Source organism: Rhodococcus sp. YL-1, from assembly GCF_001942025.1.
GTDB lineage: Bacteria > Actinomycetota > Actinomycetes > Mycobacteriales > Mycobacteriaceae > Rhodococcus_F > Rhodococcus_F qingshengii.
The window spans coordinates 229,375-242,874 of sequence record NZ_CP017304.1 but is presented as its reverse complement, the minus strand read 5'-3'; the positions used below and the strand labels follow the sequence as shown (position 1 = coordinate 242,874).

The 13,500-nt window shown below is 60.4% G+C and carries 11 protein-coding genes and 3 pseudogenes; 3 read left to right on the top strand and 11 right to left on the bottom strand.

Translation table 11 applies throughout. The features are described 5' to 3' along the window. Nucleotides 1–199: 199 nt before the first annotated feature. From istB to BH682_RS35115, 4 genes are all read right to left on the bottom strand, one after another. Complete coding sequence (gene istB, locus BH682_RS35130) at nucleotides 200–991, bottom strand: IS21-like element IS1415 family helper ATPase IstB (RefSeq protein ID WP_003944771.1); 792 nt, start codon at nucleotides 989–991, stop codon at nucleotides 200–202. Beyond that, on the bottom strand, nucleotides 991–2,532 hold the full coding sequence (gene istA / locus BH682_RS35125) for an IS21-like element IS1415 family transposase (RefSeq protein WP_030538069.1): 1,542 nt from the start codon (nucleotides 2,530–2,532) through the stop codon (nucleotides 991–993). Before istA ends, istB begins: the two co-directional genes overlap by 1 nt. A gap of 301 nt (nucleotides 2,533–2,833) precedes the next feature. After that, nucleotides 2,834–3,244: a hypothetical protein gene (locus tag BH682_RS35120; protein ID WP_075836661.1), complete on the bottom strand. Its 411-nt coding sequence runs from the start codon at nucleotides 3,242–3,244 to the stop codon at nucleotides 2,834–2,836. A gap of 452 nt (nucleotides 3,245–3,696) precedes the next feature. Further along, nucleotides 3,697–3,999, bottom strand: a complete 303-nt coding sequence (locus BH682_RS35115; protein WP_075836659.1) for a hypothetical protein — start codon at nucleotides 3,997–3,999, stop codon at nucleotides 3,697–3,699. A 293-nt stretch (nucleotides 4,000–4,292) separates the two neighbouring features. Here BH682_RS35115 and BH682_RS37405 point away from each other — a divergent pair, with 293 nt between their 5' ends. Next, a complete protein-coding gene (locus BH682_RS37405; protein WP_442971969.1) occupies nucleotides 4,293–4,676 on the top strand; it encodes a hypothetical protein in 384 nt (127 codons plus the stop codon). 345 nt (nucleotides 4,677–5,021) lie between these two features. On the opposite strand, the gene BH682_RS35105 is transcribed toward BH682_RS37405, so the two are convergent. Beyond that, complete coding sequence (locus BH682_RS35105) at nucleotides 5,022–5,387, bottom strand: histone-like nucleoid-structuring protein Lsr2 (RefSeq protein ID WP_269750911.1); 366 nt, start codon at nucleotides 5,385–5,387, stop codon at nucleotides 5,022–5,024. 1,140 nt (nucleotides 5,388–6,527) lie between these two features. Between BH682_RS35105 and BH682_RS35100 the strand changes: the two genes are divergently transcribed. Next, a complete protein-coding gene (locus tag BH682_RS35100) occupies nucleotides 6,528–6,803 on the top strand; it encodes a hypothetical protein (RefSeq protein WP_075836657.1) in 276 nt (91 codons plus the stop codon). A gap of 1,273 nt (nucleotides 6,804–8,076) precedes the next feature. On the opposite strand, the gene BH682_RS35095 is transcribed toward BH682_RS35100, so the two are convergent. From BH682_RS35095 to BH682_RS36215, 5 genes and pseudogenes are all read right to left on the bottom strand, one after another. Then, nucleotides 8,077–8,295, bottom strand: coding sequence for a leucine zipper domain-containing protein (locus BH682_RS35095; protein WP_064113077.1), 219 nt, complete (start codon nucleotides 8,293–8,295; stop codon nucleotides 8,077–8,079). Between the two features lie 337 nt (nucleotides 8,296–8,632). Further along, a complete protein-coding gene (locus BH682_RS35090; RefSeq protein WP_064113076.1) occupies nucleotides 8,633–9,778 on the bottom strand; it encodes an alkane 1-monooxygenase in 1,146 nt (381 codons plus the stop codon). A gap of 83 nt (nucleotides 9,779–9,861) precedes the next feature. Beyond that, nucleotides 9,862–10,219: pseudogene (locus BH682_RS37400) on the bottom strand (hypothetical protein); the annotation flags it as partial. 179 nt (nucleotides 10,220–10,398) lie between these two features. After that, nucleotides 10,399–11,064 (bottom strand): response regulator, encoded by a 666-nt coding sequence (locus tag BH682_RS35080; protein ID WP_083954831.1) that lies wholly within the window; start codon nucleotides 11,062–11,064, stop codon nucleotides 10,399–10,401. Between the two features lie 86 nt (nucleotides 11,065–11,150). After that, nucleotides 11,151–11,393: pseudogene (locus BH682_RS36215) on the bottom strand (integrase core domain-containing protein); the annotation flags it as partial. A gap of 79 nt (nucleotides 11,394–11,472) precedes the next feature. Between BH682_RS36215 and BH682_RS35065 the strand changes: the two are divergent. Then, nucleotides 11,473–12,617, top strand: a protein-coding gene (locus BH682_RS35065) for an IS3 family transposase (RefSeq protein WP_087503882.1) whose coding sequence is annotated in 2 segments (ribosomal slippage) — nucleotides 11,473–11,746 and nucleotides 11,746–12,617 — 1,146 coding nt in all. Because the reading frame shifts where the segments join, the coding sequence is not laid out codon by codon here. Nucleotides 12,618–12,621: 4 nt separating this feature from the next. On the opposite strand, the pseudogene BH682_RS35060 reads toward BH682_RS35065, so the two are convergent. Then, nucleotides 12,622–13,341, bottom strand: a pseudogene (locus tag BH682_RS35060) (helix-turn-helix domain-containing protein); the annotation flags it as partial. Between the last annotated feature and the right edge of the window lie 159 nt (nucleotides 13,342–13,500).

Below are 13,500 nucleotides of genomic sequence, written 5' to 3'. Positions count from 1 at the left end.
CGTGTCACGAATAGGGAGAACCGCCATGTCTACGCCGACCACCGCAGTTCGCGCACTGTACGAGCGTGAAATGTCCTCCGCGCACTGTCAATGGCCACGAAGTTCTCCCCGTAGGCGGCCAGTAGTTCTCCCCGCTGGTGGCCACGGGTTCTCCCCGGTGGCGGCCAGTTGTTTTTCCCCACCCGCTTTCTGATTTGGGTTAGCTGAAGGGCTTCACCCCCTTGCCGGTGGTGGCTTCGGTGAGGCGGAAGGAGTCGCCGTCGGTGACGACGACGTGCGCATGGTGCAGGAGCCGGTCAACGGTGGCGGTGGCCAATGTTTTGGGCATGATCTCGTCGAAGCCGGAGGGGTGCAGGTTGCTCGAGACGGCAATCGCTCGGCGTTCGTAGGCAGCGTCGACGAGGCGATAGAATCCTTCGGCGGCGTCTTCAGAGACCGGGAGCAGACCGATGTCGTCGACGATGATCAGGTCGGAGCGGATGATCCTCGTCAGGGCTCGGGCGATGGAGTCGTCGGCACGGTGCCGGCGGACCAGGGCACCGAGGTCTTCGATGGTGAACCAAGACACCGCCAGCCCAGCTTCGACTGCGGCCTGCCCGAGTGCCTCGGTGAAGTGAGACTTGCCAGTTCCCGAAGGCCCACAGACGCAGAAACATTCACGCCGCCCGACCCACTCCAGGGTGCGGAGCGCGTCCTGGGTGGCGCGGGGAATCGACGATTTCGTTTCGTCCCAGTCGCCGAAGGTCTTGCCGGTAGGGAAACCCGCGCGTTTGCGGCGAGTGTGCAGGTTCGCCCGGTCCCGGCCGGCGGCTTCCTCAGCGAGGAGAACCCGCACGACTTCGGCGGGGTCCCAGCGTTGGGCTTTCGCGGTCGGGATGATATCGCTCAAGGACCTGCGGATATGGGGCAGTTTCAGGCGTTTAGTCAGGTCGATCGCCTCGGCCAACGGGTCGCCGTTAGCGCTGGTAACAGTGCGCAAAGGGGTGCTCATCAGGCGTCATCGCTTTCATCGTCAGTAGTGGCTGGGCTGGCCGGCGCTGGTGTCTGGCCGAAGGTGGACCAGGCGGCGGTGCCCGGTTGCAGAGTGTGGTTCTCGCTGCGACGGACCGGATCAGCGTGTTCGTGGGTGACTTGGTAGTCGAGGATCGAGATCAGGTCCCGATCGGCGAACCGGCCGGTCATCGCCGCCGTCCCCAACGCTCTGTCGACTGCGTCCGGGGAGTGCAGCTTCGAAAGGTCCACGGCCTCGGCCATCTTCGCCCTGATGCGGCGCGCTCCCGCGGCGGCAGCCTCGACCAGCCAGCTGTTGGCACCCTGGCCCAACTGTAGGAAGGCGAGCTCGGCGGCGGTACGAGGCTTGGGCACCCGGTCGGCGGCGTCGCGGTCTGGGCGGGGTGGGTAGTGGTCGTTGTCGAGGACCGGTGAACCGGGTTGGCCGCGGCGGTGCCGCGCGACTTCGACTGCACCGCCATCATTGTCGACGGCGGTCACGATCAGCTCCTCACCATGGAAGCGGGCCCAGACCCGAGTGTCGATCAACGTGTGCGGCACCGAATACCGCACCCCTTCCACCGAGATCGTCGACTCCCAGTTCACCCGCCGGGTAGTGCCGAACACCGCGGTGAACGGAGATTTCGGCAGCGGATGCAGCCGCTGCAACTCTTCGGCCAGCCGCTCGACCGGCCGCCGCCGAGTAGAGCTGTGGACGCGGGTGTTGACGTCGGTGCAGAACTGCCGGCAAGCCGACTCGAGCTCACCGAAAGAGTGATACTGCTCGCGCAGGTTCACCTCCTTCGGCAACAGGTCGGCTTTGGCGATCCGCACCGTCGCCTCACTTCCTCCCTTCGACTCCGGATCAGCAGGTAAACACGTCCGCAGCGTCGTGCCGTAATGCCGTGCCACCTCCACGATCTCCGGATTGCGGACCGCGATCCCGGCCACGTGATCGATCGTCGCGGTCTTCTCGTTGTCGGTGAGGACATAGACCGGAACCCCGCCCAAGCGGCGGAATGTCGCATCCAAACACGCCGCCACCGTCGGCAATGTCTTGTCCCAGATCGGGATCACCACCCGAAATCGCGACCACGCCAACCATGCGCAGAACAACGTCGTCTTCCGGCCGGAAATCGTTGGCCCGTCACCGAAGTCGTACTGTAACCACAGCCCAGGTTCGGTTACCCACGGCCGATACACTCGCCGCCGACCAGCCCGAAACTGGGCCTTCGCCTCCGCGACCGTCCGGCGCGTGGTCCGCTCACCGCCGGTGAACCCCAGCGCGACGATCCGTTCGTGGATGACATCCGCGCGGACCTTGCCCTGCGAGCGGACCACCAACTCCTCGATCTTCGGCAGAAAGTCGTCGATCGCCCGCGCTCGATGCCGCCGGCGGTCCGGCGGCTGCCCCGCAGCGCGCATCTGCACATACCGGGCCACCGTGTGGTGATCACACCCAGCCAGCTCCGCCGCCGCCCGATAACTACCCGTGAGGTCGTACGCCTCCAAAATTTCCATGATCTCCCTGCTCGATTTCATCCACCCAGCGTTGCCGGGACCGAATCTGACTCACAGCAGGTGGGGAACTATCTGGCCGTACGCGGGGAGAAACCATGGCCACAAAATGCGCCATAAATGGCCGCCAGTGGGGAGCTTACGATGGCCGTCGACAGCGGGCCATGCACGCCGCGGGGGCAGCGCGCACCGGCGATACTACGCCGCGCCGCAGGTCCCATGGCCGGGGGTGAACGTCTGACCGGCAATGGCGTCGGGGTGAGGCGCGTGAGTCACTGCACCTGGACTGGCTGTTTGAGAAAGCGTGTGGTCGCGGAATGCGCAATCACCGCTGACGAAAGATGCGTTCGGGCCGCATCAGGAGCTTTTCCTTGTCGCGAAGGTGCTCTGCCATCTCGACGACGAGCCCTGTGGATGCGTCAGAAAGCTCGACTACGCGAAGCAACAGACGCCGCAACGATGCGTTTGTCAGTCCTGCGAGCAGGGTCGAATCCGGGACGCCCGGTTCGTTGGCGGGAGGGAAGAAGAACTCTTCGTCCACGTTGAAGAAGTCGGCGAGCAACGAGACCAACTCCGCCGACGGATTGGTGCGGATGCCTCCGCGTAATTGAGAAATATGGGCCCACGAGAGGCTGTGGCCCCGGGCAATGACGGCATCAGCAAGCTGAGCTTGGGTGATCGGTCGACCCGATCGGGCCGAGGACTCGAACAACATATTCAACCGCTCACTGAACATAACGATCCTTGTGCTTGTGCAGGGTGTTGCAACGGATCGACCTCCAGGCACCTTCCCTGCTCAGGGCTGGGACGCATCTCCCCCGGGGGTTTTAAAACCAGCGGTCCAGGGCCGAGAGAAAGCGGCCAGCATGCGCAGATCCACGGGAGTGGGAAGTGTATCGCTACCCTGTAGTCCCGAAGAATGTGTGGGTCTCGGTCAATGCCCCTGCGGGTCTGAGGTTCTTCACGTCGCTCGCGCCGTCTGGGACGGCGGTGCGAGCGATCCGAGGATACGGCCGGTGCAGGGGCGGTGAATCAATCCGACACACGACGGCGATGGAGGGGGTGAGTCGCATTTTCCGCGGAATCTTTCATCGGACACATGCTCGATGAACCCACGACGGTGTGAACTTCTGTTTTCGACGCTGGTGTCCTGGTCTGGCCGGGAGTGGTTGTCACCTGGAGTGACCGTCAGTCCGCGTCCTCGGCGGTCTGACCGTGGATGATCGCCTCGAAGGCATCGATCTCGGCCAGATAGGCGTCGACCTCGGCCTCGGTCCGTACCGCGCACCCGAACGGGGCCATCGCGTCGGTGAGGATGTCGATCATGAAACTCATTCTGTCGAGTTCGTCATGCTCGTCGCCACTGATGACCGCCGGCAGTGCGCGGAGCCGTCGACGGTATTCGTCGACCACGGCAGCCAAGGTGTTCAAGTGACGCAGCAGCTCCGCGATTCCGTCCCGATTCACCTTCTGTGGCCGTGTGTTCTTCATGACTGCGATCCCATTCCGGTTCGATCCTTCGATACGCCTTTTGAGGGTTCCCCCGCTGTGCCGGTTTCAATATCGGCCGGTGAAGTATCACCCTAGATGCGTATCCAGCGGTTGTTTCGATCAGTGGATCGGCGGCATCTCCGCCTCCGCCTCTTCTCGGCCCCTGTCCTGGCACGACCGACTCTCTGCCCGCAGCGTCGACCCGTTCGGCATCGACATGTACAGCACAGTTGATTTCAGCCGCAAAGGATTGCAGCTGCTTTCCGGTGGCCAGTCCGATTTTGAAGATCCCGATGGCGGGAATTCTAGGCGGCGGATTCCGGTGCGCTGTCGTCGTAGAAGTAGGCCGCAAACATCACCCGAAGCGGATCGATGTCGTTGCCGGCACGGCGACATCACGCCCCGGCGAGCTCGATCAAATCCCACGCCAGACCACGACCGGACACCGCGAGGAGCTGATCGACGAACTCCCGCTGTGTCCGACCGTTTCCCTCAACGAAGGGATGAGCGAAATTGATGTAGACGCACATCTCCGCGAGCCGGAGATCTATACGGCGATCAATCCGACCGCACGACCAATGTCGTCACGCGTCATCACCGACTCGTCGGCGTTCTCGATACCCGACAGCGCGCAGATCGCCACCTCATTCGTACGCAACGTGGAAGATATCGAATAGCGCTTTGAGATGAAAGAGGTCGTATGTGCGCGCAACGAGCTCAGGACTCCCCGCAATTCGGCCACACGGATTCTGAACTGATCGTCCTCTGCAACGGAGTGGGCCCCCTCGTCGCTCCCACTCTGTTCCGGAAGTCATCCCGATGCACAGGGATCACATAGCCCCAAGTCCCTTGCCGCGAAGTTGCACACGAGATTGGTGAAGCCGGCGACGACGGCCGTTTGGTCTTCGCCGCCGAGGGGACCTCAACCTCGCCTGAATCTTTCCCTCTCTCACCGACGAAAATCACGGCAACAGGCGCACTATCCATTCGACGTCAGCGAGAAAAGATGCTGATCACAGGCCTCAATGTGCTGAGTCGAAAGCATCGATAACGTCAGCTCGGATTCTTCCGCGGGGGGAGACGTCGAAGCCGTTCTTGCCGGCCCATTCCCGTATTGCTTTCAACTGTTCCGCTGATCGACCAGACTCCGACGACTTGGTCCCGGTCAAGGTTTTCGCCCCAGCATTGCCGACCGAGGAGACCTTCTCCGCAACCTTTACATACGGGGCGAACACAGCCTCGATCTTGTCGGCATTGGTAGGTCGAAGATCAATCCGATAATCGGAGCCCTGGTAAGAGAAAGTTACCTTGTGTCCCAATCCTGCGTCGATCGGTTTCCCGTCCAGGTCGTCGATAAGTTGGCGAATGAATATTTCGGCCACAGGCATTCCTCTTCGTTGCGCACTGAATGAATATCAATTTCACGATATCCGCCGTATCCGTAATCCTGGACACTCCCGCTGTCGCCTCGCCGAAAACTCGTGGCGCATGACACTGAGAGCATGCTCATTGCGGTCTCGGCATCGATCGGTCCCGATTTTCGTCTCCACCGAACGATGCCCCACAAATGTACATACTTAAAACACAATTGTACACATTGACACAACGGCGACGGTTGAGGTGACCGAAGCCTTTGCTTCCATAACTCGTAACACAGCGAATAGTGCGTTATTAGCTTTGCGATGAGTTATAGAACACTGTGGACTCATAGGTGAGCTTTCGGCGACGCGAGGGTCTCGCGACCCGTCGGGGCCGCCAGCCGCAGAGCGATGCTCTCAACGCTGCCGGCGTGATCGAACTCTGGACTGAACCGACTGGCAACGACGACGGCCCGCAACTAACTAGGCGGTTATCACCTCTCTGCTAGGGGACACACTTGCAGTCAGGCGTCTTGATCAGCGCGGCCCTTCACTCCCCGCAAACTGCCGACCCTGGGAAGGGAATGCACTTGCGTGACACCGCCAAATTATCGTTGTTGGGACCACTGTTATCTGCCGGCACCCGAATTAAGTCACCCTGATGGCAATTTCCCCAGGCGAGAAATACAATTCCGACACCAAGGACGGGACGAATTCATGTCCGCAGACTCAACTCGATTGCCGATCCGGATAATCTGGCCCCAATCATGCGAAGTCACGCGCAGGGCAGGTGAGAGCTCGGGGGGGTAGGACACTGCACTGTTCTGCACACCCGAGTAGGAACCTTGCCCCAGTAGTTCACGAACCTCTTCGACTGGACGGTCAGCGGAGCTGAATCGGCCAGGCAAACCGCGGCGCTGACCATGTGGCAACAGCGGGTTACGGGCAGGGGCCCTCGACACATCCCGGTTGACTCTCACCACTCAAAGGACCGATCCGGTGGGGGCCAAATTCCGCGAGATACTTGCTCACCCGCATAATAACTGTTATAGCCGGGAGCTGCGAGAGCCCGTATTGTCAAATCATTCACTACCTTCCTCAGGTCGGGGCCGAATGGAGTGCCAAGATCCATGCCTGAACAACGTGTCTTAGATATCTCGGGACATCGGCATGACTGTTGCCAGACCGAGTTCGGCAGCAGTGTTGAATAAGTTTCGGCGCGACGCCGCCGTCCTCGCTGCGTACCTGGCGCAATTCGAGAATGCCGAAGCCGACCCCACGAACCCTCACACTGCCGCCACAGCACTCACACCCGAGGACCATCAGCAGTGTCGACGCGACTACCTGCAAAGCAGCGCCTGGGTGACCGCGACAGAGATCAGCGGTGACGACATCATGGCCCTCACCCTGATGCGACAACGCTATGGTTTCCGGCCCACGTCGTGAACTTCAGTGACTGCCGTGCGCCGGTTCGCACCGTGCCCGAGCTATAACGAAAGACGTCCAAATGATGATCGAAGGCTACTTCCTCGCGCACTGTCGCGAATACGACCTCTCCTTGACCCCTTCCTGCGAGCGCCAACTCTCGCATGAGCATCAACGTCCCGAAACGTACCTGAAACGATGGCACAGTGATAGAAGGCATCCTGTCCTTGTCTGCCAGCGGGATCCTTATTTCGATCGAACGCAGCTACCATCCAAACTCCGCCGATGCGTCCTCGGCACGCACACCCGTCGATACGAGATGAGCATCTGGATGGCCGATGCCGAATGTGCGAACCACTTCACGAAGGTCGCGCCACCTGGACGGATTCGACCGAAGCTTGACTCTGCGTCTCGTTCTCGGGTATTTCATCGAGTGCATACTTGAACCGGCGCGTCGTGGTAACCCCCTTTGAGGCTACCGATCGAACCGGAGTGGGATCTGAAGTTATGAAGAGCACATGGTCACAGACGGTGAACTCGGACGGGGTCGTGGAGCTGCTTTTCGCCTGAATACCTTGGCAGTGGTGGTCGAGGAATACTGCCCGACGGCTCCGTGCACTGGGTTTTGGGATCGACGTCCTTACGGGCTCGATGGCCCCTTTCGGGTGCGCGGTACGGACCGATGACGAGGTCGACGCCTACTATCAGGCCGAAATCGATGCTTTCGAGTCGATCGACCACGCCCAGACATCGCAGGACGAGGCTGACGTTCACTATCGGCAGAACTGCCGGGGTTAGCCGCACCGGGCCGTTGTCGTGCCGGCCCCGCCGCGAGCCAGCCACGTCGTCGGTAGCCTAAACCCCTGGGCTGGCCATGTGCTTAGTCGATGAGGGACTGCCCACATCACCAGCCCCTCAAAACCTCAGATATGTCCACTCACCTGATTACCAACTCGCCTTCACGAGAATGCCGATACAAGAGCAGGCTCACCCGTGGGAAGCACTACCGATGCAGGACGTACGGCGGGCCATAATTTACCCGGAGCTCGTTGCGGAACTTACCCGGCTCGAACGCAGAACCAGCGCAGCCGGCTCGACGAAATCAGATGGACATCGTCTACGACGCGCTCGACTGTCGACAATCTGTGTGCGTTTGTAGCGCCAAAGATGGCGGTAGCCGGTTGAGGCCGAGCTTGTGGGGATGCGCCAGACACCCGACGGGCTGCTGGTGACGTCGTGGTAGCGCGAGGTACATCGAGATTCTTTGTGGCCCGAAGTGGTACTGCTGGCGAAGCTAGAGGATCTTCTCGATCGCCTGCGGGTCGGTTTTGGTGGGCTGATGGTGCGGCAAGCTCGTCCGGTCGTTCAGCCCCTTCCACTCCTTCTCGTCGAACCGTCTCCGCCACACGTAGCAGCACTGCCGACTGGTGCCGTAGTAGCACGGCCGGCTGATGCCGTAGTAGCGGCAGGTAGCGGCGACGTTGCCACTGACTTCGCCGACGTGACGCAGCACAGCGAGTTCGTGTTTTGCTCGACGTTCGAGCCCTCGTGGTGGCGTGGGAATCTCTCTCTCATCGGAAGACCCAACTGTCAATGACCTCCATCAGTTCTAGATTTAGTCGAGACCTCCAGACTCGAAGTGGGTGTGCGCGGAACCGGGGTGTCTCGCGCCTCATCGGGCGAGACTGGGCGAAGCCATGCACCGCGCATACCGGGGGTAGCGGTAGGTGCCGTTCACGGGCTGTGACCGTGGCGGTTACATCATTAGACCTGGCGGTGCGGGTACGTCTCCTGCGGTCTGATCTGCCGTGTCTACCGGATTTTTTCACCACGCTGCGGAGAGAGGTTGTTCATCGGGTCCGTGTCCGGGTATTGACGTAGTCGAGGTCCCCTCCGTAGTAGTCGAGCACACGGTGATCCATGATGCGTCGCCAGACGGGCGGTATCCAGGCGCACACGATCATCACCGCGTAGCCGGCCGGCAGTTGCGGTGCGGTGGGGGCACTGCGCAACGACTGGTACCGCAGGCGCGGATTCGCGTGATGGTCACTGTGACGTTGCAGTTGATACAAGAACAGGTTGGAGACGAGGTGATCACTGTTCCAACTGTCTTCGGGGCGGGCCTTGATGAAACGTCCGTCCTCGCGGCGAGCCCGCAGGAGCCCGTAATGTTCCAGGTAGTTCGCGGCCTCGAGGAATGAGATCCCCGCGAATGCTTGCAGCAGTAGCCACGGGAAGATCTGCCATCCGAACACCGCGATCAATATCGCGAACATGCCGACGCTGAACGCCCATGCCTGCACAATGTTGTTCCCGCCGCTCCATACCGGTTTCCCCCGGCGGCGCAGGCGCGCTGTTTCGATCCGCCATCCCGATCGCAGTCCTCCCAGCACGCTGCGAGGGAGGAACATCCAAAACGATTCCCCGAACCGGGCACTGGCCGGGTCCTGCGGCGTCGCCACTCGGAGGTGGTGACCGTGATTGTGCTCGACGTAGAAGTGCCCGTACAACGATTGGGCCAGGACCATTTTCGCCAACCACCGCTCGACGCGCTCGCTCTTGTGGCCGAGTTCGTGGGCGGCGTTGATTCCGACCCCTGCGACGACCCCGACGGTCATCGCGAGAGCGATTTTCTCTCCCGTCGCCATCGGGGCATGAACCCAGCACCAGCATGCGAACACCAATCCCGCGTACTGCAACGGGAGATACAGGTACGTGCACCACCGGTAGTACCGATCTTCCTGCAACGCTGCGATAGCGCGTTCGGGCGGGCTGTGACCGTCGTGGCCGACGATCAGGTCGACGATCGGGATGACGAGCACCAGAATCCATGCTCCGGTGGCCCAGAACAGTCCCAGGTGAAGGTGCTCGACAAGCAGCCAGGACAGAAACGGGCTCAGCGGGATCAGCAATCCCAACGGCCACCAGTACCGCTTTCGGTCCCTCCACTGCGGAGGTGTCGGCGCCGCGGAGTCCTCACCGTCGACGGGTGTCATCGAGATGGCCCGAACGTGGATAGATGTGTCATCGAGATGGTCCGAACGTGGATAGATGAAACAAAATCGTCGCTCTCTGATCGTTAGTTCAACATACGACCTGTGTATCCGATTTCGGTGCAGGAAGTTACACACCTCAGACAAGGTGCGTGGCAAGGTCCGGCCCGGAGTTGCTCACCCCTCCTCGTTCGTGGCGCAGTTACCGCGACCAGTCCACGAATTGCGAGCTCACCCAATACCGGCGGTGAGGTCCGAACGGTGTCGATGGCACGGTCGAGGCTGCGAGTAGACAGAAAGGGGGAACATTGACCAGCCGAATGGCTGCGCCAGTGGCGACTTGAAAGGGAGTGTGCGCAAAGCTGCCGGTCCCCCGAGCGCCTCCTCGGCCAGGGCGGTCGTCAGCGAGTCCGTGGGCGTGGTGTGCGAGGTGATGAGTCGGTCTGGTCGCCGTCGAGGACTGTCAAGAGAATCATCCAGCTAGCAGAAAAATCCATACCGGCACAACAGGTGCGCCGGACGAATTAACGACACTGAAGTCCGCTCCCGTATCTGCAAGATTCGACCGGAACCACGGGCCGAAAATTCGAGGAAACGACCGAATTCCGCGGAATTCGAGGCCCTCAAAGTCTCCGGGTTCGCCGACGAAGTTCCTCACAGGCTTCGAGCCGAATAGCATAGGGAACTAATTGCGTCCGTCGGTTGGCGCCGAATATTTGCAATATACGTGACATGTAGTTTTTGACGGTTTTCTCCGAAAGGTACATGTATTCCGCGATTTCTTTGTTGGACAATCCTTCGCCTACCCCCCGCAAAACAGTTTTTTCTTTCTCATTTAATCGCCCTGCCGGATCGTTCGTTGCTGCCTTACGCCGCTTCATGGATATGCTACTTATGCGCTCCAAATCGAAGAACTTTTCTCCATTAGCTACATGTCGCATTACACGTATCAGGTCCCCGCTCGGAGTATCCTTAGTGGCGTAACCATCGGCTCCGGCAAGCAGTGCGTCGAGCGGGGAGTCTTCTTCCCCGTAATCCGTCAATATGACGCACGGAATTTGCATCGAGGCATGCCGAAGTCGCTGTACCAACTCTGTCCCAGTTCCGCTGTCTTCCAGTTCCATCTCGACGACTACTAGATCGGGCTGCAGTTGAACGAGTAGGCTCCAGGCTTCGCCGCTGGTGGATGCGTGCCCCACGATCATGAGGTCGGTCACATTTTCCAGCAGTTTCACCAAACCCCGTCGATACACCTCATGTGGATCCACGAGAAGGATCTTGCGCACCATCACCACCGTGTCCTTGTAGAGCGAACCGCCAACTGGATCGTGCGGCGCCTCGGCGATCTTAACTTAGCTGTGCAACTGAAAGAGGCTTATGACAGCGGGTCTCGTGCTTTTTGCTTGAGGCGTTCGTAGGGTGTTTGACCCGAGAGAGCGCCGTGGGGTCGATCGTAGTTGTAGTGGTCTTCCCATTGTTGGAGTCGTTCGGCGAAGAGGTTCGTATCGTCGATGACTTCACCTTCGAGCAGTCGGTAGAACTCCTCGGAATCGATGCGATGCGAGCGCTCGACTTTGCCGTTCAGGCGCGGGGTTCGGCGACGGATCTTGACGTGCCTGGTTGGGTCCCTGTGTAGAAGTCCAGTGTCTGTGTGACTTTCGTGTCCGATAATGGGCACAGGAGGAAATTCACGAATCATGGCACGCAGACACACCCCTGAACAGGTCATCGCGAAGGTCCGGCAGGGCCAGAAAATGCTCAACGACGGCCACCCGATGATCGAGGTCGTCAAGGAACTCCAGGTCACCGAAGCGACCTGGTACCGGTGGCTGAACCAGTACGGGTCCGAGAAGAACGCCGAGGCGTCCAAACGGACCAAGGAGCTGGAGAAGGAGAACGCGCGACTCAAACGGCTGCTGGCGGAGAAGGAACTGGCCATCGACATCCTCAACGTGGTGGCCAAGGGAAAATTCTGAGCCCCGAACCCCGCCGCCGTGCCGTGCGCATGGCGGTGGAGAAGTTCGGGACCTCCGAGCGTTTCGCCTGCAAGATCCTCGGCCAAAACCGGTCTGCCTTCCGGAAGAAGAAACCCGATACGAGCTTCGAGGAAACACGGCTTCGCGGCGCCCTACGCGCCATCGCGATCAAGCACCCGACATGGGGATGGCGGAAAGCCCGCTGGTGCCTGCTCGCCCAGGAGTGGGCTGGAATGGCGCTCAACAACAAGCGCGTACGCCGGCTCTGGCGCGAGGAAGGCCTCGTCTGTAAACCCAAGGCGCGGAAGAAACGCCGGGCCGGTCCCGGCGCCGGGGAGCAGAAGCGGCTGACGGCCGAATACCCGATGCACGTGGTCAGTTTCGACTTCCAATCCGACGTGACTTCCTGCGGGCGGCACATCCGCTTCTTCAATGTCATCGACGAATACACCCGCACCGCGCTGGCCATCATCGCGCGCCGGTCGTTCACAGCCTCCGACGTGGTCGCAGCATTGGAGAACATCATCGCCGAAACCGGCACCGCCCCGACCTACGTCCGCTGCGACAACGGTCCCGAATTCACCGCCGCCGCACTGATCAACTGGTGCAACACCGTCGGCGTGGGCACCGCCTTCATCGACCCTGGTTCACCGTGGCAGAACGGTTTCGTCGAATCGTTCAACGCCCAGTTCAGAAGGGAACAACTCTCGGGAGAAATCATGGACACGATGGCCGAAGCGACCTATCTGGCCGAGGAATGGAAAGCTATCTACAATCATGAACGGCCCCACGGATCCCTCGATGGCATGACGCCAAACCGCTACTGGGAAAACTGGACTCAAGAAAACCAACTAGCTATCGCATAGGTGCTGGACTGCTAACGGGGGCCCAACCATGCCCGATGCCCATGTCGAGCAGGTGCCAATGAAACGCCGAGCCGAATTCCTGGCCGTTGTCCGTGTGGACTTTCTCGACCTGGAACGGCAGCTTCGAGAGGACGTGATCGATGAACTGAATCGCGATTTTCTGGTCGTTGCGCGGGTAAGCCCGTAAAACCCGCAATCGAGTGCAGTCATCGATTGCGGTGTACTGGTAGTAACGCTTCTTCTTCCCCGTTTGGCCAAGTGGCTCAATGAATTTCACGTCCACTTGCAGTTGGTGACCTGGGCGTTGTTTCTCGTAGCGCTTCCACCGGGTCTGCGTGCGTTTGTAGCGCTGTGAGGCAGGTAGCCGGTTGAGGCCCAATTTGTGGAGGATGCGCCAGACACCTGACGGGCTGATGGTGACGTCGTGATAGCGCGCGAGATACATCGAGATCCTCTGCGGCCCGAAATGGTACTGCTGGCGAAGCCAGAGGATCTTCTCGATCACCTCCGGATCGGTCTTGGTCGGCTGATGGTGCGGCACGCTCGACCGATCGTTCAGACCCTCGAACCCCTCTTCGTCGAACCGTCGCCGCCACACGTAATAGCACTGCCGGCTGATGCCGTAGTAACGGCAGGTGGCGGCGACGCTGCCACTGACTTCCTCGACGTGGCGCAGCACTGCGAGTTTGTGTTTCGCCCGACGTTCGAGCTCTCGTGGTGACATGGGAATCTTCCTCTCATCGGAAGACCCAACTGTCAACAACCTCCATCAGTTTTAGACTTAGCGCTGCGAACAATCTTCCGCGCTGAGCGGATCTTCCAACCACGACGTAGCAGTTCAGCTCTCAGATGCACTCTCTTCGGGACGTGGCGAGAGGGGGCA

What these genes read in the sequence shown, in the direction of transcription:
- istB (WP_003944771.1), bottom strand. Translation starts at nt 991, where the DNA reads ATGAGCACCCCTTTGCGCACTGTTACCAGCGCTAACGGCGACCCGTTG.
- istA (WP_030538069.1), bottom strand. Translation starts at nt 2,532, where the DNA reads ATGAAATCGAGCAGGGAGATCATGGAAATTTTGGAGGCGTACGACCTC.
- BH682_RS35120 (WP_075836661.1), bottom strand. Translation starts at nt 3,244, where the DNA reads ATGTTCAGTGAGCGGTTGAATATGTTGTTCGAGTCCTCGGCCCGATCG.
- BH682_RS35115 (WP_075836659.1), bottom strand. Translation starts at nt 3,999, where the DNA reads ATGAAGAACACACGGCCACAGAAGGTGAATCGGGACGGAATCGCGGAG.
- BH682_RS37405 (WP_442971969.1), top strand. Translation starts at nt 4,293, where the DNA reads ATGGCGGGAATTCTAGGCGGCGGATTCCGGTGCGCTGTCGTCGTAGAA.
- BH682_RS35105 (WP_269750911.1), bottom strand. Translation starts at nt 5,387, where the DNA reads ATGCCTGTGGCCGAAATATTCATTCGCCAACTTATCGACGACCTGGAC.
- BH682_RS35100 (WP_075836657.1), top strand. Translation starts at nt 6,528, where the DNA reads ATGACTGTTGCCAGACCGAGTTCGGCAGCAGTGTTGAATAAGTTTCGG.
- BH682_RS35090 (WP_064113076.1), bottom strand. Translation starts at nt 9,778, where the DNA reads ATGACACCCGTCGACGGTGAGGACTCCGCGGCGCCGACACCTCCGCAG.
- BH682_RS35080 (WP_083954831.1), bottom strand. Translation starts at nt 11,064, where the DNA reads ATGGTGCGCAAGATCCTTCTCGTGGATCCACATGAGGTGTATCGACGG.